Annotated in this window: 21 protein-coding genes; 13 read left to right on the top strand and 8 right to left on the bottom strand. The window is 62.2% G+C overall.

Annotation, left to right across the window (positions count from 1 at the left end):
- Positions 1-12 precede the first annotated feature (12 nt).
- On the bottom strand, positions 13-297 hold the full coding sequence (locus QZ853_RS18100; RefSeq protein WP_295576670.1) for a hypothetical protein: 285 nt from the start codon (positions 295-297) through the stop codon (positions 13-15).
- 91 nt (positions 298-388) lie between these two features.
- Here QZ853_RS18100 and QZ853_RS18095 point away from each other — a divergent pair, with 91 nt between their 5' ends.
- From QZ853_RS18095 to QZ853_RS18085, 3 genes are all read left to right on the top strand, one after another.
- Complete coding sequence (locus QZ853_RS18095; RefSeq protein ID WP_295576669.1) at positions 389-805, top strand: hypothetical protein; 417 nt, start codon at positions 389-391, stop codon at positions 803-805.
- A 70-nt stretch (positions 806-875) separates the two neighbouring features.
- A complete protein-coding gene (locus QZ853_RS18090) occupies positions 876-1,244 on the top strand; it encodes a hypothetical protein (RefSeq protein WP_295576666.1) in 369 nt (122 codons plus the stop codon).
- 70 nt (positions 1,245-1,314) lie between these two features.
- A complete protein-coding gene (locus QZ853_RS18085; RefSeq protein WP_295576664.1) occupies positions 1,315-2,157 on the top strand; it encodes an MnmC family methyltransferase in 843 nt (280 codons plus the stop codon).
- Between the two features lie 3 nt (positions 2,158-2,160).
- Here QZ853_RS18085 and QZ853_RS18080 read toward each other — a convergent pair whose 3' ends face one another.
- The gene (locus tag QZ853_RS18080) at positions 2,161-3,129 is read right to left on the bottom strand and encodes a polysaccharide deacetylase family protein (RefSeq protein WP_295576662.1); all 969 of its coding nucleotides are present in this window, start codon (positions 3,127-3,129) and stop codon (positions 2,161-2,163) included.
- 41 nt (positions 3,130-3,170) lie between these two features.
- Positions 3,171-3,821, bottom strand: a complete 651-nt coding sequence (locus QZ853_RS18075) for a hypothetical protein (RefSeq protein ID WP_295576660.1) — start codon at positions 3,819-3,821, stop codon at positions 3,171-3,173.
- Between the two features lie 131 nt (positions 3,822-3,952).
- On the opposite strand from QZ853_RS18075, the gene QZ853_RS18070 reads away from it, so the two are divergent.
- Positions 3,953-4,633, top strand: a complete 681-nt coding sequence (locus QZ853_RS18070) for a hypothetical protein (RefSeq protein WP_295576658.1) — start codon at positions 3,953-3,955, stop codon at positions 4,631-4,633.
- 27 nt (positions 4,634-4,660) lie between these two features.
- Here the strand turns inward: QZ853_RS18070 and QZ853_RS18065 are convergent, their stop codons facing one another.
- Positions 4,661-4,834: a hypothetical protein gene (locus QZ853_RS18065; RefSeq protein ID WP_295576656.1), complete on the bottom strand. Its 174-nt coding sequence runs from the start codon at positions 4,832-4,834 to the stop codon at positions 4,661-4,663.
- A 9-nt stretch (positions 4,835-4,843) separates the two neighbouring features.
- On the bottom strand, positions 4,844-5,656 hold the full coding sequence (locus QZ853_RS18060) for an alpha/beta hydrolase (protein ID WP_295576654.1): 813 nt from the start codon (positions 5,654-5,656) through the stop codon (positions 4,844-4,846).
- 219 nt (positions 5,657-5,875) lie between these two features.
- On the opposite strand from QZ853_RS18060, the gene QZ853_RS18055 reads away from it, so the two are divergent.
- Complete coding sequence (locus QZ853_RS18055) at positions 5,876-6,355, top strand: DUF4440 domain-containing protein (RefSeq protein WP_295576652.1); 480 nt, start codon at positions 5,876-5,878, stop codon at positions 6,353-6,355.
- A gap of 329 nt (positions 6,356-6,684) precedes the next feature.
- Positions 6,685-7,938, top strand: a complete 1,254-nt coding sequence (locus tag QZ853_RS18050; RefSeq protein ID WP_295576646.1) for a hypothetical protein — start codon at positions 6,685-6,687, stop codon at positions 7,936-7,938.
- A 67-nt stretch (positions 7,939-8,005) separates the two neighbouring features.
- On the opposite strand, the gene QZ853_RS18045 is transcribed toward QZ853_RS18050, so the two are convergent.
- Positions 8,006-9,163 carry a YncE family protein gene (locus QZ853_RS18045; RefSeq protein WP_295576640.1) on the bottom strand — a complete coding sequence of 386 codons (1,158 nt, stop codon included), beginning with the start codon at positions 9,161-9,163 and terminating at the stop codon, positions 8,006-8,008.
- 227 nt (positions 9,164-9,390) lie between these two features.
- Here QZ853_RS18045 and QZ853_RS18040 point away from each other — a divergent pair, with 227 nt between their 5' ends.
- The 7 genes from QZ853_RS18040 (at position 9,391) to QZ853_RS18010 (ending at position 15,669) form a co-directional block, all read left to right on the top strand.
- On the top strand, positions 9,391-9,816 hold the full coding sequence (locus QZ853_RS18040) for an energy transducer TonB (protein WP_295576634.1): 426 nt from the start codon (positions 9,391-9,393) through the stop codon (positions 9,814-9,816).
- Positions 9,817-10,267: 451 nt separating this feature from the next.
- Positions 10,268-10,642, top strand: coding sequence for a hypothetical protein (locus QZ853_RS18035; protein ID WP_295576628.1), 375 nt, complete (start codon positions 10,268-10,270; stop codon positions 10,640-10,642).
- A gap of 635 nt (positions 10,643-11,277) precedes the next feature.
- Positions 11,278-12,021, top strand: a complete 744-nt coding sequence (locus QZ853_RS18030) for an HNH endonuclease (protein WP_295576622.1) — start codon at positions 11,278-11,280, stop codon at positions 12,019-12,021.
- 96 nt (positions 12,022-12,117) lie between these two features.
- A complete protein-coding gene (vsr, locus tag QZ853_RS18025) occupies positions 12,118-12,537 on the top strand; it encodes a DNA mismatch endonuclease Vsr (RefSeq protein ID WP_295576620.1) in 420 nt (139 codons plus the stop codon).
- Between the two features lie 94 nt (positions 12,538-12,631).
- Positions 12,632-13,450 (top strand): NaeI family type II restriction endonuclease, encoded by an 819-nt coding sequence (locus tag QZ853_RS18020; protein ID WP_295576618.1) that lies wholly within the window; start codon positions 12,632-12,634, stop codon positions 13,448-13,450.
- Between the two features lie 402 nt (positions 13,451-13,852).
- The gene (locus QZ853_RS18015) at positions 13,853-14,809 is read left to right on the top strand and encodes a DNA cytosine methyltransferase (RefSeq protein ID WP_295576616.1); all 957 of its coding nucleotides are present in this window, start codon (positions 13,853-13,855) and stop codon (positions 14,807-14,809) included.
- A complete protein-coding gene (locus QZ853_RS18010; RefSeq protein WP_295576614.1) occupies positions 14,806-15,669 on the top strand; it encodes an NgoMIV family type II restriction endonuclease in 864 nt (287 codons plus the stop codon). The genes QZ853_RS18015 and QZ853_RS18010 overlap by 4 nt, the downstream gene beginning before the upstream one ends.
- A gap of 237 nt (positions 15,670-15,906) precedes the next feature.
- On the opposite strand, the gene QZ853_RS18005 is transcribed toward QZ853_RS18010, so the two are convergent.
- Entirely contained in the window at positions 15,907-16,485 is a 579-nt protein-coding gene (locus QZ853_RS18005; protein ID WP_295576612.1) for a hypothetical protein, read from the bottom strand.
- A gap of 44 nt (positions 16,486-16,529) precedes the next feature.
- Entirely contained in the window at positions 16,530-16,826 is a 297-nt protein-coding gene (locus QZ853_RS18000) for a transposase (RefSeq protein WP_295576611.1), read from the bottom strand.
- Positions 16,827-17,025: the final 199 nt, after the last annotated feature.

Below are 17,025 nucleotides of genomic sequence, written 5' to 3'. Positions count from 1 at the left end.
CGGCACTACCCCCTAGAGCTTCAGCATCATCCGCAGCAGGTACATCAACAACGGCAGCGCGCTCAGCACTGCACCGCCGATGCCGATCCACGGCCAGCGTTCCCCGCGCACGCGCGAGGCCACGGCCAATCCACACCCCACCAGCGCTGCGCCCAGCACGCCCACGCCCAGCCCTGCGGCCATTCCATTGCCGCCGGCAGCGAGCGACGCCTGCGCCGCCAACGTGCCCGCGCCCCAGCCCACGGCGATTCCCAGCCAACTGGCCACACCACACCACGGTGCCTTGCCCTGCGCCATCCGAAAACCCCTCTTCGCTTGCCGAATTTCTGTACGGGACGTGCCCGCCTGCTGCCTACACTAGCCGCACCCGCCCCTGTAGGGACATCCCATGCGCATGCTCCGCCTGCTGCTGCCCGGTGCCCTCCTGCTGCTCGCCGCCTGTAGCGGTGACGCCGGACTTCCCTTCTCCGCCGACCCGTTGCAGGGCTGCTTCGCCACCAGCGCGCGCAAGCCCGCCGATTTCCGCATCGACAAGGAAGGCGGCCAGTACTTCGTCTTCTTCAACCGCGATGGCCAGTGGCAGCGCGAGCCCAATGCGCTGCACAAGGCCAGCACCAGCGAAATCAGCCGCTACTTCCGCGATGACGCCGCACAGATCGACAGCGCGCTGATCCGCATGGCCGGCGGCTTCGGCATCTTCCACTTCAACAAGGGCGCCACGCTGAAAGGCAAGGCCAGCGACAGCGACTACATGGCCCTGATGCTGATCGGCGCCGGGCCGGTGTATGCGGTGAGGTGCCCGTAAATTGCAACGATTCTGATAGCCGTGCTCCGCCGGGCGGACACACACTGCCCCCTTTGGGCGGTGGACGATGATGCTGCTGTTCCTTCTGGTTGCGGCAAGCGCCGCAAAAACCCAGGGCGCGTACGACGAGGTACGCGAGATGCCCGATGGTCAGATCCTGGTGATGCGCACCCTGGATTGGGACCACGGCAACGGCAGCAGCGAGCGTGTCACCGTGCACTGGCTGCTGCTGGAAGACGGCAGCATGCGCTACGACTTCGATCGTCAGCCGCCGCAGACCCAGGATGCCCACCGTCGCTCATGCGCGCTGCAGGGCATGCAACCCTCGCGTGGTGTCGCCATCATTTCAGGAGAAGGCAGCACGCACGGCTTCACCTGTACCCGTGTCGAGGCCCCTGCAGGGGTAGATCCACGCCATGCGTGGATACAAGCCCGGTGAAGCCGAGCGCGGCCCGGCCCTGCAACAGCTGCGGTACCATGCCCTCCCCCGAACCGCCCCGGTACCCGCCGTGCCCCATTACACCGGCCCCCTGCTGACCCGTGACAGCGCCGACACCCTGCGCCGTGCCCATGACAAGGGCGCCGCCGACTGGCAGGGCTCGCTCGATCTGGGGCGCAGCCAGGACACGGTCACGCTGGATGCAGAGGGCTTCGGCTTCCGCGACCAGCACTACCCGTGGCCGGGCAAGCTGAAGGACCGCACGCTGTACTACTGGGATGGCGAGGCGTTCGCGCCGATCTCGCGCTACAGCGGCTCGTTGATCAAGCTGGTTCCCACCGAATGGGGCGCACCGACCTTCGAGATCGACGGCATCAAGATGCTGCCGACCTCCAAGCTGTCGCCGTTCGAGGACGCGCGCCGCAAGGTCGAACTGGTCGCCCCGGCCGGCAAGATCATCCTCGATACCTGTGGCGGCCTCGGCTACTTCGCCGCCTGCGCGCTGGAGGCCGGCGTCGGGCAGATCCGCTCATTCGAGAAGAACGCCGACGTGATGTGGCTGCGCACGCTCAACCCGTGGTCGCCGGATCCGGACTCGGCCGCGGCCGGGGGCCGCCTGCAGTTCAGCCACGGCGACGTCTCGCAGCAGATCGAGCAGGTGGCCAGCAACAGCGTCGACGCGATCCTGCACGACCCGCCGCGTTTCGGCATCGCCGGTGAACTCTATTCGCAGGTGTTCTACGACCACCTCGCCCGCGTCATCCGCAAGGGTGGCCGTCTGTTCCACTACACCGGCGCGCCGAACAAGCTGACCAGCGGCCGCGATGTGCCGCGTGAAGTGGCCAAGCGGCTGGAAAAGGCCGGTTTCAAGGCAGAACTGGCACTGGATGGCGTGCTGGCGGTGAAGCGCTGAGCCTCATTCCGAATCCACCTTCGCCAACTGCATCACCCACTTCGGCACCACCGGCTCGCCTGCGTAGAAGTCCTTCGGCTTGTTCTCCGCCATTGCCCAACGATGCAGCCAGCTGGGGCCATAGCGGCCGTTGTAGCCTTCGGCGCCCCGCGCATAGGCAGGGTCACGCATGGCTTCGTCCAGCGAGATGAAGCGATAGCCACGGCGTTTGGTCGCTGCCACCAGTTCGGCGAACGTGGCCGCGTTGAGCTCGTTGGCGTGCATCAGCCACACCTGCGGCAGCGCATAGCCCAGCAGCGCCTGCGACTGCTTCTCGTAGTAATCCAGCTTGTTCAGCATGTACGGCACGTAGCCCTTGCGCAGCTGCGCCAGCGTGGCCTCGCGCACAGCGGAATCAGGCTGCTCGTTCATCACGTTGGCATAGGCGAACGCCCATACCCATTCACCGTTGTCGACCGTCACCGGCGCCACGCGGTAGCCGTGCTGCTTGAAGAACGCGTCCATCTGCACGCGCTCCTCCGGCGTGCGTCCGGCGCGCAGGTACGGATGGCGCATCCACAGCGGCGCCTGCCCACGCTCGGCCAGCAACGGCCGCAGCACCGTCTCGCCGCGCAGGAAATCCTGCTGGAACGCCGCCACGCCCTTGGCATTCAAATCCATGTGCGAGTACGTATGGTTGCCGAGCACATGGCCGGCATCCAGCCAGTCGCGCAGCATCTGGACGCGCGCGGGCTGCACCTGCTCCAACACCTCCAGCTTGTTCTCGTTGACGAAGCCCACCACCGGCACATCCGCCTGGCGCAGCTGCGCCATCAACGCGGCATGCCGCGCCTGCAGGTCTTCCGGCACGATCTCGTCCACCCGCGCCCACGGCAGGTCGTCGATGGTCACCGCAATGCGGCGGTCCAGCTCGGCCGCCTGCACCGTCAGCGACAACAGCAGCAACGGCAGGGCTCGCAACAACGCACGCATCGGCACTTCCTTGTCAGGACACTACGTGGACTGTAGCGCGATCAGGCAGGCGTCCGCATGACCGTCCCCGCAGCACGCGACAGCACGACGCTGGCCACCATCGCGGCCACCAGCAGCGACACCGCCACCATCGCCAGATCATCCGGGTTGCGCTGCAGAGGCGCGTACTCTCGGGTGAGCACATGGAACACCACGTGCTGGGCCTGCGCCAGCGGCATCCGGCCCTGCTCGGTGAGGTCCACCAGGCAGGCCGCCGGGGACAGCCGTGCCACGCTGCTCCACGCATCCTCGTACAGATGCAGCGTCCACCCTGCCAACACCAGCACGCCTGCATGCAGCGCCACCAAGCCCCCGCACACCACGCGCAGGCGGCCCTGCCACTGCGTGGCGCGCAGCGCCCAGGCGCCCATTGCGCCCAGTAGTGCCAGCAGCGTGCCGGCCAGCGGAATCCAGCGCAGGGGTTGCCAGTCATCGATGGCGCCCGCGCGCGCCATCAGCTGCTCAGCCACCCGCAGGCGCGCCACCGGATCGGGGCCGCCGCAGCCCTCCGCCACCGGCTCCAGCAGCAGATCCACGCGCACGTGGAAGTAGCCGGCCTCCAGGCCAAGGAAGAGCAGCGCCACCAGCTGTAACAGGAACACCATCACCCCCGGTCCGAACAAGCGGCCGAGGCGGGAAACGGCAGAGCGCATTGGTTCATCCATGACAATAACGCGCCATGCTATCCAAGCACGCTGCAGATGTCGGCTGGCAGATACGACAACACCTGCTGCCTATCGGTAGCATGTCGCCAAGAACAGGAACACGCGAAGGAGTGCGCAGGATGGTGACGCTGTACCTGGCAGTGCGGACACTGCTGCCATTGCTGGTATTCGGACTGGTGGCCTGGCTGCTGTCAGGCCTGATCAACGCGCGTGCAGCGCGCCTGCCGCGGGTGCCGCTGAATCTGCCCGCGCACAGCAGCAGTCCACGCAAGAAGGACCGCCGCCTGTACGCGCGCGCACTACGCCGCCGCCCCGGCCTGCGCACCGCCACCGTTCCCGCTACCGCGCCCCGCTGGTGGTACTTCGCCGGCACGCTGGTCGCTCTGGCTGCGCTGGCAGTTGCAGTGTTGGCGATGCCCGACGGTGCACGCTTCCAGGTGATGGTTGAGAGCCTGCGCGGCTACCCGGTCACGATGGCGCAAGTGCGCGTTCCGGCAGCAGCACAGCCCGTGGTGCTGCAACAATGGCAGCCCGCGTTGGAGCTGCTGGCACGCCCGGTCGTGATGCGCTATCCGATTGGCCGCTTCGGCGGCGACTACGAAGCGCGCGCACGACTTCCCGTACAGGTGCGCCACCTTGACGATCGGTTGCAGGTGGCCATTCCCTCCGCGGTAGATGCAGAGGCATTGCAGGCCGAGCTGGCGCAGCTGGCCGGCCTGCCGGACCACGCGGTGTCGGTGCAGCAGGCGGACGTAGCCCCCTGGAGGGACACCGGCTGGGCGCCACTGATAGACAGGTAGCCCCGAGCCCACGCCCGGCCCCCGATATCAATCACCGCGCGGCAGCTTGGCAGCCCACATGTTATCGACAAGATTCGGATACGGGCGACCATTCTCTTCCGCCCGCTGCCGCGCCGCGTCCTTCTGCGCCGGCGACAACGGTTGGGACTTCTGGCCCTTGGGGTTGGGCTTCTTCCAGGGTGGCGTAGTGGTTTTGCGCATGGCGACAGCTTACTTCTTCAGGAAGTTCAGCAGCGCCAGATTGAAGTGGTCGGCATGGCTGGTGTTGCAGCCGTGCGGCGCGCCTTCCAGGATCACCACCTCACTGCCCGCAATGGCCTTATGCGTGCGCTCGCCCGAGCCGTCAAACGGCACGATCGCGTCGCTGTCACCGTGCAGGATCAAGGTGGGCACGGTGATCTTCTTCAGGTCATCGCGGAAGTCGGTGGTGGCGAAGGCCTCCATGCAGCCCAGCGCGGCCGTCTGGTCGGACTGGTGGCACAGCGCGATCGCCGCCTGGCGCTGATCTTCGGTCACCATCAGCTTGCCGTCGGCACTGAAAAAGTCGCGGGTGAACCCATCGAAGAACGCCTCGCGATCCTTCTCCAAACCACTGCGCATCTCGTCGGCCTTGTCCTGGGTGAGCGGGCCGTCCGGGTTGTCGTCACTCTTCAGCAGGTACGGCGGCACCGCGGCAGCGAACACCACGCTGTGCAGGCGCTCCTCACCGTGGTTGGCCACGTAGCGCGCCACTTCGCCACCGCCCATCGAGAAGCCGACCAGCGTCACCTCGCGCAGGTCGCGCTCTTCGATCAACGCCGCCAGGTCCGCCGCCAACGTGTCGTAGTCATAGCCGTCGGCCGGTTTTTCGGAACGCCCGAAGCCGCGACGGTCGTAGCTGATCACCCGGTGCTGGGCATCGCGCAGGATCGACACTTGGGGCTTCCAGGCTTCGGCCGACAACGGCCAGCCATGGATCAGGATGACCGGGCGGCCATCGCCGCCGGTGTCTTCAACGTGAAGGCGGATGCGGGAAGCGGACATGGGGGCTCCAGTGGAAGGGTAGAGTTGCAGGCTAGAGCCCCATCCCTATGCCGCCCGTGAGGGAATCGCGGCGCGCTGTGACATGGCGTGCACAGGGGGGCGCCCGGCCGTGCCGCCAAAACCATGTTTCATCGCGCCCGGCGGCGGTTTCGTCGCAGCATGGCAGCGGGGCGCAGCGGGCCGTGCCAACCTGCGTGGACCACTTCCGGGAGATTCGCCATGCTGCTGCTCACCCTGCCCCTGCTGGCCGCCGGCCTCGCCGCCGCCCCGACCGCGCCAGACACCCTGCGCGAACAGATCCGTCAGGCGGATACGCAGCTGTTCGCCGCCGCATTCGACGCCTGCGATGCCGACAAGGCCGCATCGATGACCACCGAAGACATGGAGTTCTTCCATGACAAGGCCGGCAAGTCCGCCAGCAACCGCGACGACTTCCGCCGTAGCGTGGTGGCACTATGCGAAGGCAACCGCGCCAACCACACGCATCTGCGCCGCGAACTGGTGGAGAGCTCGTTGCAGGTGTTTCCGCTGCACGACGAGCGGGCGCTGGAGATCGGCGATCACCGCTTTCACGAGCGCGATGCGAAGGGCGTGGAGCGCTGGACCGGGCAGGCGCGCTTCGTCCAGGTCTGGCGGCGGGTGGATGGGCAGTGGCAGGTGGAACGGGTGATCAGCTATGACCATCGGGCGGCGGATTGAGGGGCGCCGCATCCTGTAGAGCCGAGCCCACGCTCGGCTGCTTGCTCAACTGCGCGTCATTCGGCACTTGCCTGTCGTGCGTGCTCTCCAGAGCTGCGCCGAACACGACCTGACATGGAGCGATTCTCGATAGGGCGGCAGCCAGCAGTTCGTCGTACCTGCACGTGCGCCCAGCACGGCAGCCTGATAGTTGCAGACGCGCCATTGCAGATTCATACGACTAGTCTCCCGATCAAATCCACCTCAAGATCGCATCACGCGGGCCGCTACTCTTGCATAGGAATGCTCGTCCAATGGCGAGAGAGTCTGTATCCACGCAAGGAGTGCAAATGTCAGGATCCTCCACTAGCAAGTCTGGCCCCATCGGTGACAATGTCGACTTCGTTGCCCTGGTGAAGTCCTCGCTGAAGTTCGTCAGCGATCACAAATGGCTCTTTGCCGCCGCAGGTGTCATCGGCGTAGTCGTTCACTTCTGGAGAATTGGCTACCTGCCGCAGGTCACGGTAGCCGATGTAGGCCTGGTCGCGGCTGCAACGGCCTTCTTCTCATTCGTTGCAGTGGTTTTCTTCCTATTCGTGGTCATGGGACCCGCGCTTTGTTTCGTGGCATGGTCCACGGCGGAATTTATTCCCAGGGCTCCCTCCAACCGCCTAAGAGCACGGCGCCGCAGATCTGCCCGCTCTCCATGCGCCTGCTGCCATCGGCCATTCGCGAAGTCACATGCCCCGAATCTGGTCGCGAAAGCCATGCAACCGACATTGCTGATCGCGTACGGAGGATTCCTGGTCGCTGCGGCAATGTGGTGGGCACTTTGGAGTGTTGAGCTTCCGGAGAACTGGTCCGCCATTGCAACGGGCATTGCATTGTTGATCTCGGGTACTGGGCTTTGCTTCGGGATTGCAAGAAGCGCCCCCGCAACCTTCCACGCCCGAAAAGAACGCCGCCGCAACCGCTGGGCGAAGTACTTCTGGCTGTGCGTTTCGCTGTACGGGTTCGTGATCCCGGTCATCCTCCTTGTTGGATGGGTACTCTTGAAGGGTGTCGAGAGCAGTCAAAGCTCAGCGAATCTTTTCTTGCTGCTGGCGCTTCCGGCACTCCACGTTTTCACGTATGCGCTACAGAGTAGCGGGCTTATGGTGCGCACTACGGCGCTGGTTGTCATGGGCCTCTATATCGTCTTCTTCACTGGCGCCGCGTTCGCCATCAGCGACTTGGCGGCTGCAAAGTTCCGGCTCGGCATGCTGAAGGGACAGGATGTCCTGGTGACGCCTCTGGGCTGCGACCTTGCGCGTCTTTCAGGCGTTGCAACGAAGTGTGGGGCTGTGACGGGTGAATCAGGGAATCTTCTGTGCCTGAAGAATGTCCAGATCCTCACTCGGCTGGGAAGCCACGTGCTGATCACCGATCTGGAGTGGAGGCCTCAAACGCCCTCCCCGTCCGTGGCGATTCCCGCTACAGAGATCCGAGGATGGTTCAGCACGCCTCGCGACAAGAAGGGTGCCGACGTCAAGCGGGAGCCACCTACGATACAGTGCGCACTCTCCGATGAAGCATTACCCGATCAGGGCATCAAGCCCAAGTAGAAAGCCCGTCGCGCAAAGGCGAGCACCGGATCATCGGTGCTCGCTGCCTGGCAGATCGCGCCGGCCGTCAGCGGGGCACTTGCAACTGAATCCGCGCCACGCTCTCGTTTGCGTCCTTGGCATCCTTCTCGCCGTTCTTGATGCTCACGAACAACACGTTGTTCTTCGCATCCAGCGCCAGGCTGTTCGGATGGGTCGGCACGGTGTAGGTGGCCACCTTCTTGTAGCTGTCACTGTTGTACGCGGTCACTGTACCGGCTTCGCGGTTGGTCACGTACAGGCGCTTGCGCGGTGCGTCCAGCAGGATGCCCAGCGGGCCGGCGTCGGTGGGGATGCTGGCCAGTTCCTTGCCGGTGCTGCGGTCCAGCACCAGCACGCGCTGGCCCGGGTGCTTGCTGACCAGGCCGCTGCTCTTGGCCTGGTAGCCGCGCAGGAATTCCGAGCCCTGGTCGGTCACGAACAGGCGCTTGCCGGCCGGGTCCAGCGCGATGTTCATCGGCTGCTCGGCGGCAATCTTGTGCTGGGCCACTACCTTGTTCGAATCGGTGCCCACCACCACCAGGTCGGCCAGCAGGTTGCTGGTGTAGACGCGCTTGTTGGCCGCATCCAGCGCCAGACCCGGCGCCTTGGCGTTGCCCAGGCCGTCGATGGTGTTGATCACCTTCTGCGTGGTGGTATCGATCACGAACAGCACGCTGCTCACATCCGGCTGGCTGCTGTGGCCGGTCACGTACAGGCGGTTGGCGGCGCTGTCGACCACCAGCTCGCGCAGGTCGTGGGTGTAGGCGGCCTTGCCGTCCTTGCCGGTCTTCTTTTCCATCAGCTGGATGGTGCCGATGGCCTTGTTCTGCGCGGTGTCGACCACGGTCACCGACAGGTCCACGGTGTTGCCCACGTACAGGCGGTTGTGGGCGTCATCCAGTACCACGCCGAAGGCCTTGCGCTCCAGCGGGATGCGGGTTTCCACGGCCAGCGTGGCCGGGTTCAGACGCAGCACCTGGGCCGGGCCGGCGTCATCGCCGAAGCCGCCGGACGAGGCGACGAACACGGCGTTCTGTTTCGGGCTGTAGGCCAGCTCGTACAGGCCCTTGGCCACGGCCTGGCGCTGCACGGCGGTGGTGGCGCTGGCAGCGGGTGCGTTATCGGCGAAGGCGGCGGGCGCGCCGAGGCTGAGCGAGACGGCAAGGGCCAGGGCGGCCGAGCGGAGAGCGGAATGACGGAACATGCGAGCATCCTTGAAAGGGCACGGGAGGGTGTCCTGGCTCGCTGGGCCGTACGAAGACGGCCGTTCCGGCGTGCGCGCACGGAAAGGCTGGCTGGGTTAGCGGGGGGAATGGTAGCAGGTGGGGGGCATGGCGTGCGCTTGTGCGCGTATGGTGGACGCGCGGATTCGGCATTCAGATCACCGCGCGGGAACGGACGTTATGATGCGCACCGGAATGGAAACCACGCATGCCTCTTTTGAACGCTGCCCTGGCAGTGAATCTCGCTTTGATGTTGCTGGGCGCTATACCTGCGTCGGCCATGGTCGCAGATCCGTGCGTTTCCACCGAGGTGTTTGTAGAGACCGGAGACAACCCCGCCTTCGAACTGCGGCAGGCACCTGCTGTTGTGCATTCAACGGCCCCGGTCACGCCACCTGATACCTTGCTGCAGGCGCCGATGGTGGTGTTGTTGGTTGCTCAACTGGATGAGCTGGGCCACGTTTCCAACGTGATGGTGGTGCGGTCGAGTGGGCTGCGGGAGTTTGATCGTGCGGCCTTTACCGCTGTGGACGAATGGCGCTTCGAACCGGTCTTGGTTGAGGGCGTCGCGCGGCATGCGCGGGTTCGGGTACGTCTGACCTTCTCACCCTCGGCCGAGTCGCCTGCTATCTGAACCGCTGGTCCAGCCTGTCGTAAGTGGCCCTACACGATTGCCCTGGTTGGGGGCGCTCCCGCGGTTGGGGCCAATAGCGCCAGGCCCTTCAAGACCCTTGCGGCGCAATCGCTTGCGGGCTTAACACCGTGTGCGACAATGCCGAAAGCGTCAGGACTGACGATCGTCGGTTCTGCAGTTTCTTGGCATTTGGCAGCTGCGCGGGTATCTCTTGGCGTGCCACCGGAAAAGGGTGGCGCGGGACTCGAAAACCCGTGTTTATGCCAGCTGTATACGCTTGTCAGTCGGCGTCACCTTCGGGTGACGCCGACTGGCAATCCGTTCGCGTTCCATGGCGGGCGGTGCGTGGGGGCCTTCGGGCCCGCCGGTCTGGCATTTACCGGTTTTCGAGCCCGCACCGTCCGCCACCTTTATCGGTGGCGCTGCTATCTGTCCTGTACGGAGCATTGCCATGAACACATCGGATTTCCGTTCCCTGCACGCGCAGTACGATCCTGACAACACCGACGGCGACGCCGAGCGCGAACCGTCCACCGATCCCAACTCCTTCGTCGCCACCTTGCATCGCATCGGAACCGGTGCGGCAGCGGATGGTCAGCCTTGGCCGGAACGACATCAATTGCCTGGGCGTTGTCTTCAGCTGGCGGATGCGGACTGCGCGGTGGCCGGGCTGCGCGTGGTGGCGGAGCTGATGCTGGCTGCGGAGCGGACGCGGCAGAACGGTGCGCCCGAGGAATATCTGGGGGATCGGATTATGGAAGGGCTGAAGATGGCCTGTGTGGCGTTGACTGCGCAGGTGGCTGAGCGGTTGCAGGTGCGGGAGTAGGACCAGAGGTCTGAACCTCTAGTACTTAGCTGCGGGCTGTCATCGCGACCCCATTCTCCACTCGGCCCTGATCTACAGGACTTCCAGATGAAGTCTCTGACGTACGCACTACTGTTTTTGGCAGCGCTGATTGGTTCCGCGCTCGTCTACCTGGATCTGCCCAAAGGCGGGCTTGAGATAGGAACCTTCCCCAGAGTTTCAGATGCCGAGTTTGCAGTAATGCGGGAGGAAGCCCAACGTCTAGTGACCGAAGATGTAGCGCTCGGAGCCGGACGGTTCGCAGCCAAGTACTTCGTACTCACCTGCCGAGGTGAGCCCGTTCTGCTGGTGGACAACTCGTCATCACAGCTACTCATCATCGGCCTCATTAGCCGGACCCCTGAGAAGCCCTGCGCTCAGCCTCTGCTCCAGCGTTGGAGTAGCCGGCTACTCCCAGGCGATTAGAGCACCGCTACTCGAATCCACGCTCCAGATCTACCGTAAGGCCTGAGTAGTCGGCGGTTTGCGCTGACAAGCTACGCTCTTCCAGCCAAGGCCGTTAGCGGCTCATGATGTCGTTTACGGCATACTTCCCCCAGGGCGCCTCGTGCTGCCAGGGACAGGGGAAGACTGTGAGCAGGTGGACTGAAGACGAATTGGCTGCTGCCGTTGAGGCGTATCGCCAAATGGAGGCGCGTCTCGCCAATGGATCAGGCCTTGAGAAGGCCAGGGTCTATCGGGAACTCGCGGATCGCCACGGACGTACAGTCAAGGCGTGGGAGTACCGCATGCAGAACATCTCCCATGTTCTGGATCAGGCAGGCAAGCCGTGGCTACCCGGGCTTCTTCCAGCTTCGAACGTAGGTGCGAATGTTGAGCCGAAACTTGCCAAGCTCCTTGGGCTTTCTGGCGAGGCGCTCACATCGGTCTCCGGTGCCACAAGGGAACTGTTGGAGCAGGAGACTAAAGCCGCGGAAGCATCTGGCAGTTTCTCCCCAACAGACGAGGTTGACCAAAGGCAGCGTGTGCTCGCGGCTATTGTTCGGCGCCGCGGACAGCCTGCGTTCCGTAAGGCACTACTGGAGGCGTACGGCGGTTGCTGTGCTATGACGGGGTGCAATGTGGTCGATGCGCTTGAGGCGGCCCATATCCAGCCCTACTCAGGCCTAAAGAGCAACAATGTCAGGAACGGTCTTTTGCTCCGTGCCGATGTGCACACTCTGTTCGATTTATATCTGATAGCCATCAACCCCGGTTCTCTGCGGATCGCCGTGGCGCCTGCTCTCCAGCAATCAACCTACTTCGAGTTGGATGGCCGTGAGTTGGGCATTCCCATGTCGTCTGAGCTGTCAGCCTGCCAGGAATCAATCAGTTGGCATCGATCGCAGTGCCAGTGGTAGGAAGCAGTGCGGGACCAATGGAACGTTCACTTGCTATCTACCGAGAGCTGAAATAAGCGAGAGTGTGCTTTATCTCAGAAGACCCGAGGCAGGACGATGCCCGACATTCTTAGCCCTGAAGCACGAAGCGAACGAATGTCCAGGATTCGCAGCTCAGATACCAAACCTGAGCTGTTGCTACGCAAAGCTATGCATGCTCGAGGTTTTCGGTATGTGCTGGGAGGAAGCGGGCTTCCTGGACGACCAGATATCGTGCTACCGAAGTACAGAACCGTCATCTTCGTGCATGGCTGCTTTTGGCATCTGCACAGTTGCTTGAACGGAAGGAGACCGGGAACTAACCCGCGCTACTGGTCGCCCAAGCTGGAAGCGAATGTCCGACGCGACCGTAGGTCAGCGCGCCGCTTAAGGGCCGCAGGCTGGAAGGTGATTACTGTTTGGGAGTGCAAGATCAAGCGGGAAGCGGACCGAGCCCAAGAGATCGATCGCATAGTCAGATTGTTGCGGCCCAACTGACACATCAGGATCACGAGAATAGGGCAGCGGCTAACTATGGGCCGGACACGGCATAACCTTACGTAAATTGCCCGCGTTGTGATAGAAGGGCTCAATGAATGGCCTTTTTCCACAAGTTCCGCAGCTGGATGACCCCGCTCTAGAGCAGGTTGCCGCTGCGCTCTCACGCGACCCTGCTCTGCTGAGCAAGGTGGGGCAAGCGCTCCGCACGGCGTTCGACGAAGTGATTGACGCGCCCCGTACGGGGCGATTTTGCATTGATCAGCTAGAGAAAACAGAAAAGACCTACATCGGCACAAAGGTCGAGATCCTGCTCCGCAAAGCCTTGGCCCTGGAGCGAGGAGTCTTATTGGACAATCTAATTGCCGGCCACGAGGTTGATACCAAATTCACAGTCAAGAACGATTGGATGATCCCGCAGGAGGCGGTTGGGCAGCTTTGCATGCTTGTCCGCGCGGACGATGTGAAGGGGCTTTGCTGGCTCGGCCTATTGAGAATGACCCCGGCAGTACTGACCAATAGCCAGAACAGAGACGGGAAGAAGTCCATCTCCGCTGCCGGTAAGGCGCAGATTCGATGGCTTGTGGAAGGTCCGATGCCCAGGAACTTCATGCTGGATCTCCCTGAAGTGGTGCGCTCGGCAATCTTGGCCCAGCCTAGTGGGCGGCAGCGAGTGCGCGCGCTCTTCACCATGGCCACGGGCCTTCTCATCCCGCGGGATGTCATCGAACAGTTGGCACAGCAAAGGGATGCGGTGAAGCGGGCTCGCGAGATGAAGGAAACGCTGGGTAGGGAGGGCTACCAGGTCCTTTGTGCCACCTATCTCGCTGACCGCGAGATCATGATCGCCCACGGCTTCACCCCTGCAGCCAAAGATGAATGGTTGAGCCTCAGGATCTCTGATAGCCCTTAAGGCTCTGCTATAGAGGCTCACAGCCAGCAGCTTCCAGGACTCGGTTGACTGCGTTACGCAATGGGCCAGCCCGGGCCTTGACATCTCGCGGATCTCGGAAGCGATTTGGCGAAATTGACCTGCAGGGATCGCGTCCCAAGCGCCCTGAACTCCAAACACTTGCACTAGCGATCAGGCTTGGTACGCTGGCAGTTGCCAGAGAAGGGGAATCCAGGCATCTGGACACGCCACGCACTGTCATGCGGCTTAGGGGCACGCCTGCCCTAGTCTCAGCATCTGATACGGCGCCAGCGTGTACTTGCTGACCCCACCGCCCCCACCCAACACCTGGTGCTCTAAGGAGCTCGCGCTGTAGCCAGCGCGACCCCCTCCTACCGGGCTCCTTTCTGATCTGAGATCTACATGAGTCAATTCACCTCCCTTGAGATGTGCGCCGGTGCTGGCGGACAAGGCCTTGGCCTAGAGATGGCCGGCTTCGACCACTCTGCGCTCGTGGAATGGGAGCCGGCTGCATGCCAGACGCTCCGCTTGAACCGCCCGAGCTGGAACGTGATTGAGGGTGACCTTCGCGAATTCGACGCATCCCCATACAAGGGTGTGGATCTCGTTGCCGGCGGCGTGCCTTGCCCTCCTTTCTCTAAGGCAGGAAAGCAGCTTGGTGCTGACGATGAGCGCGACCTATTCCCCGAGGCAATTCGAATTGTTGATCAGGTAAGACCTCAAGCAATCATGCTCGAAAATGTCCGAGGACTGCTCGATCCTAAGTTCGATGATTATCGGAAGGGCGTCGAGGAAGAACTCAAGAAGCTGGGCTACTGGGGCGATTGGCGACTTCTTCATGCATCCGACTATGGCGTCTCGCAGCTTCGGCCTCGCGTCATATTTGTCGGCATGAGAAAGGAGCTTGCTTCCGCATTCTCATGGCCAGAAGCATTGAAAGAGCCCCCAAAGACGGTAGGTCAGCTCCTGCACGACTTGATGGGCGCGCGAGGCTGGGATCAAGTTGACGCATGGCGGGAGGGAGCGAATGCGATTGCCCCCACTTTGGTCGGTGGTTCTAAAAAGCACGGAGGTCCAGACCTTGGACCAACTCGCGCCAAGAAGGCCTGGGCTGCGCTTGGAGTTGATGGAATGGGCCTATGGGACCAGGCACCTGAAACTGATTTCGTTGGCATGCCGCGACTCACGCCTCGGATGACCGCTCGTATCCAGGGTTTTCCGGATGCATGGGAGTTTGCAGGGAGAAAGACCGCAGCTTACCGGCAGATTGGCAACGCATTTCCCCCGCCCGTGGCCGCGGCAGTAGCTTCTCGCATTTTTGGCGCACTTTCCCAGCAGCGAATTTTCAAAGTAGCATGAGTGGAGAAGCCCTATTTCTCTTAGAGCGCAAGAAGTTTCACGCCTCGCTTCTAGAAGGCACGCTCACTATTGACAAAAATGGCATTCATTCCAACGCCGATAAGGATAGTCGTGTAAGCAGAGAAATTGCCAGACATATAGCCACTCAACTTCGCGTCCAGGTAATGAGCGAGCGAGCAGCCGCGCAAACCTCCGGCGCTAATTTTGAGGGCGCTTGTGCAAGCTTTGTTCTCAACACTTTTGGCCAGCTTGATCATATCAGGCCGGGCGATTGGCTCGTTCAACAGGTTGGCGGCAGAAACAGGCGATTGATTGCGAGCTTTGACCAATATTCGCACCTGATCGCTCTTGATCGGGCAGCAAAGGGCAATCGCGAGTTGGCGGCGGCACTGGGTAACGACTACACGATTACCCCTGACATCATAGTCTCGCGCAGATTGATCGATGACCACGCTATAAATTCTAGCAACTTCATCGTTGACTCCTCTACTGCTCAGCGAGCCTCCTTGAGAGGCGCTAATGGAGGCCTGCCGATACTGCATGCAAGCATTTCCTGCAAATGGACGCTGCGCAGTGACAGAGCTCAGAATGCACGCTCCGAAGCACTCAATCTCATAAGGAACCGTAAGGGAAGACTGCCGCATGCGGTGGTGGTAACTGCAGAACCGAGTCCCAGCCGAATCGCCTCGATCGCACTCGGCACAGGAGATATAGACTGCACCTACCATTTTGCCTTAAATGAGCTAATACTTGCAGTCGAGGAGTTGGATTTTCCCGATGCAAAAGAAATGCTTGACATCTTGATCGAAGGAAAGCGCCTACGAGATATTTCAGACTTGCCATTGGATCTGGCCGTGTGAATTGATGGACTGCAAGAGTGTGTAATGACCCACCGGTTTCTGCTCAGGTCTGGCGGTTAATGTAGCGGCATAGGCCGCATCTGGAGCGATCATCTTCGGGGCCTGATGAGGGCGCTATTGGTTGTAGAAGGCGATCCGGTCAGCAATCACCCGTGTGGCGTGTACCTGGCTCTCGAAACGATGCCGGTGTATGCATTGCTTCTTCAGCATCCGGATGACTCGCTCCAACATCTCGTTCTACTGCGGGCAGTGCGGGGTATGAACTCCTACTTCAGGCCATAGCGTCGCACCAGTCGCGTATAGTCGCGACTGGTCAACATCAGGCCGTTGTCCGAGCGCAGCAAAAGGCGGTAGCACGTGCCGTAGCGTGCGATGAGAGCTTGTTCCAGCGCGATCGATGCGCTCCTGGCCTTGCCGGTTTGCGACAGATGCCAGCCAAGCCGTTGTCGCGTCCCGCAGTCGAGTACAAGCGCCAGGCTCAGCCAACCGTCCTTGCCGCCTCAGACTCGGCACAGGGTCGGTGGCCCAACGCTGATCCAGCCCTTCGGCGCGAGAAACCGCCACTTCCATCCGCGGGCGCTGGCCAAGCAGGCTATTGCGCACATGCCAGCCCTTAAGTTGGAAAACCCGCTGGACGGTGTTCTTGTTCATGCCCAGCAGCGCGGCCACAGTACGGTAGCCGAATGATGGCTCGGCCTCGATCACCTCCCTGATCGACTCAGCCAACTCGGCCTTGAACTTCGCGGCGCCCTTGGTCGGTTTGTAGTACGTCGTTCGACGTGACACATCAAACCACTGACACAGCTTGGTCATCAATGCGGCGACACCCCCAACTTTAAGGTCCTGCTAGACCGAGAGCATCAGCTCTCGTTATTTCCCAGCAGGGATGCCAGCTTTTTTGCACTCGGATCTCCAGTATCCGCCTCGCCGCAACCCTCCTGCAAATCCTTCAGCTGCCGCTCGCACTGCTCGCGTTCATCCTCCGCCTTGGCTCGCAGGGCATTCTCCATGCCGCGCTTGCCATCCCCGACCCCGCCTTCGATCTCAGCCGGGGTCAGATCGAACTTTCGACTCGCCTCCGCCGCCGCCCAGGCCTTGCCTTGCCTTGCCTTGCCTTGCCTTGCCTTGCCTTGGATGATCTCAAGAACCAGGGCCACTTGCGCCGGGTATTCCAACGCTTGATCTCTTCTTCCATCATTTCGCTTATCGGTGTGCCCTTGGGAAAAAGTAACACCTGAGCAGGATTTCAGTGGGTCATTAGACCAGTGCAGAAGGTCTGCATCGGTTGCGCAGCTCTATTTTTGGCAAATTCTAAAAGGATTCGAATTACCTCCGCACGGGAGCCCCAGATACTGT

The sequence above is a fragment of the uncultured Stenotrophomonas sp. genome (assembly GCF_913778665.1).
GTDB lineage: Bacteria > Pseudomonadota > Gammaproteobacteria > Xanthomonadales > Xanthomonadaceae > Stenotrophomonas.
This window is presented reverse-complemented; position numbering and strand designations above follow the sequence as displayed.

Coding starts and splice junctions, on each gene's coding strand:
- QZ853_RS18100 (WP_295576670.1), bottom strand. CDS start 297: ATGGCGCAGGGCAAGGCACCGTGGTGTGGTGTGGCCAGTTGGCTGGGA.
- QZ853_RS18095 (WP_295576669.1), top strand. CDS start 389: ATGCGCATGCTCCGCCTGCTGCTGCCCGGTGCCCTCCTGCTGCTCGCC.
- QZ853_RS18090 (WP_295576666.1), top strand. CDS start 876: ATGCTGCTGTTCCTTCTGGTTGCGGCAAGCGCCGCAAAAACCCAGGGC.
- QZ853_RS18080 (WP_295576662.1), bottom strand. CDS start 3,129: ATGCGTGCGTTGTTGCGAGCCCTGCCGTTGCTGCTGTTGTCGCTGACG.
- QZ853_RS18075 (WP_295576660.1), bottom strand. CDS start 3,821: ATGCGCTCTGCCGTTTCCCGCCTCGGCCGCTTGTTCGGACCGGGGGTG.
- QZ853_RS18070 (WP_295576658.1), top strand. CDS start 3,953: ATGGTGACGCTGTACCTGGCAGTGCGGACACTGCTGCCATTGCTGGTA.
- QZ853_RS18065 (WP_295576656.1), bottom strand. CDS start 4,834: ATGCGCAAAACCACTACGCCACCCTGGAAGAAGCCCAACCCCAAGGGC.
- QZ853_RS18060 (WP_295576654.1), bottom strand. CDS start 5,656: ATGTCCGCTTCCCGCATCCGCCTTCACGTTGAAGACACCGGCGGCGAT.
- QZ853_RS18055 (WP_295576652.1), top strand. CDS start 5,876: ATGCTGCTGCTCACCCTGCCCCTGCTGGCCGCCGGCCTCGCCGCCGCC.
- QZ853_RS18050 (WP_295576646.1), top strand. CDS start 6,685: ATGTCAGGATCCTCCACTAGCAAGTCTGGCCCCATCGGTGACAATGTC.
- QZ853_RS18045 (WP_295576640.1), bottom strand. CDS start 9,163: ATGTTCCGTCATTCCGCTCTCCGCTCGGCCGCCCTGGCCCTTGCCGTC.
- QZ853_RS18040 (WP_295576634.1), top strand. CDS start 9,391: ATGCCTCTTTTGAACGCTGCCCTGGCAGTGAATCTCGCTTTGATGTTG.
- QZ853_RS18035 (WP_295576628.1), top strand. CDS start 10,268: ATGAACACATCGGATTTCCGTTCCCTGCACGCGCAGTACGATCCTGAC.
- vsr (WP_295576620.1), top strand. CDS start 12,118: ATGCCCGACATTCTTAGCCCTGAAGCACGAAGCGAACGAATGTCCAGG.
- QZ853_RS18020 (WP_295576618.1), top strand. CDS start 12,632: ATGAATGGCCTTTTTCCACAAGTTCCGCAGCTGGATGACCCCGCTCTA.
- QZ853_RS18015 (WP_295576616.1), top strand. CDS start 13,853: ATGAGTCAATTCACCTCCCTTGAGATGTGCGCCGGTGCTGGCGGACAA.
- QZ853_RS18010 (WP_295576614.1), top strand. CDS start 14,806: ATGAGTGGAGAAGCCCTATTTCTCTTAGAGCGCAAGAAGTTTCACGCC.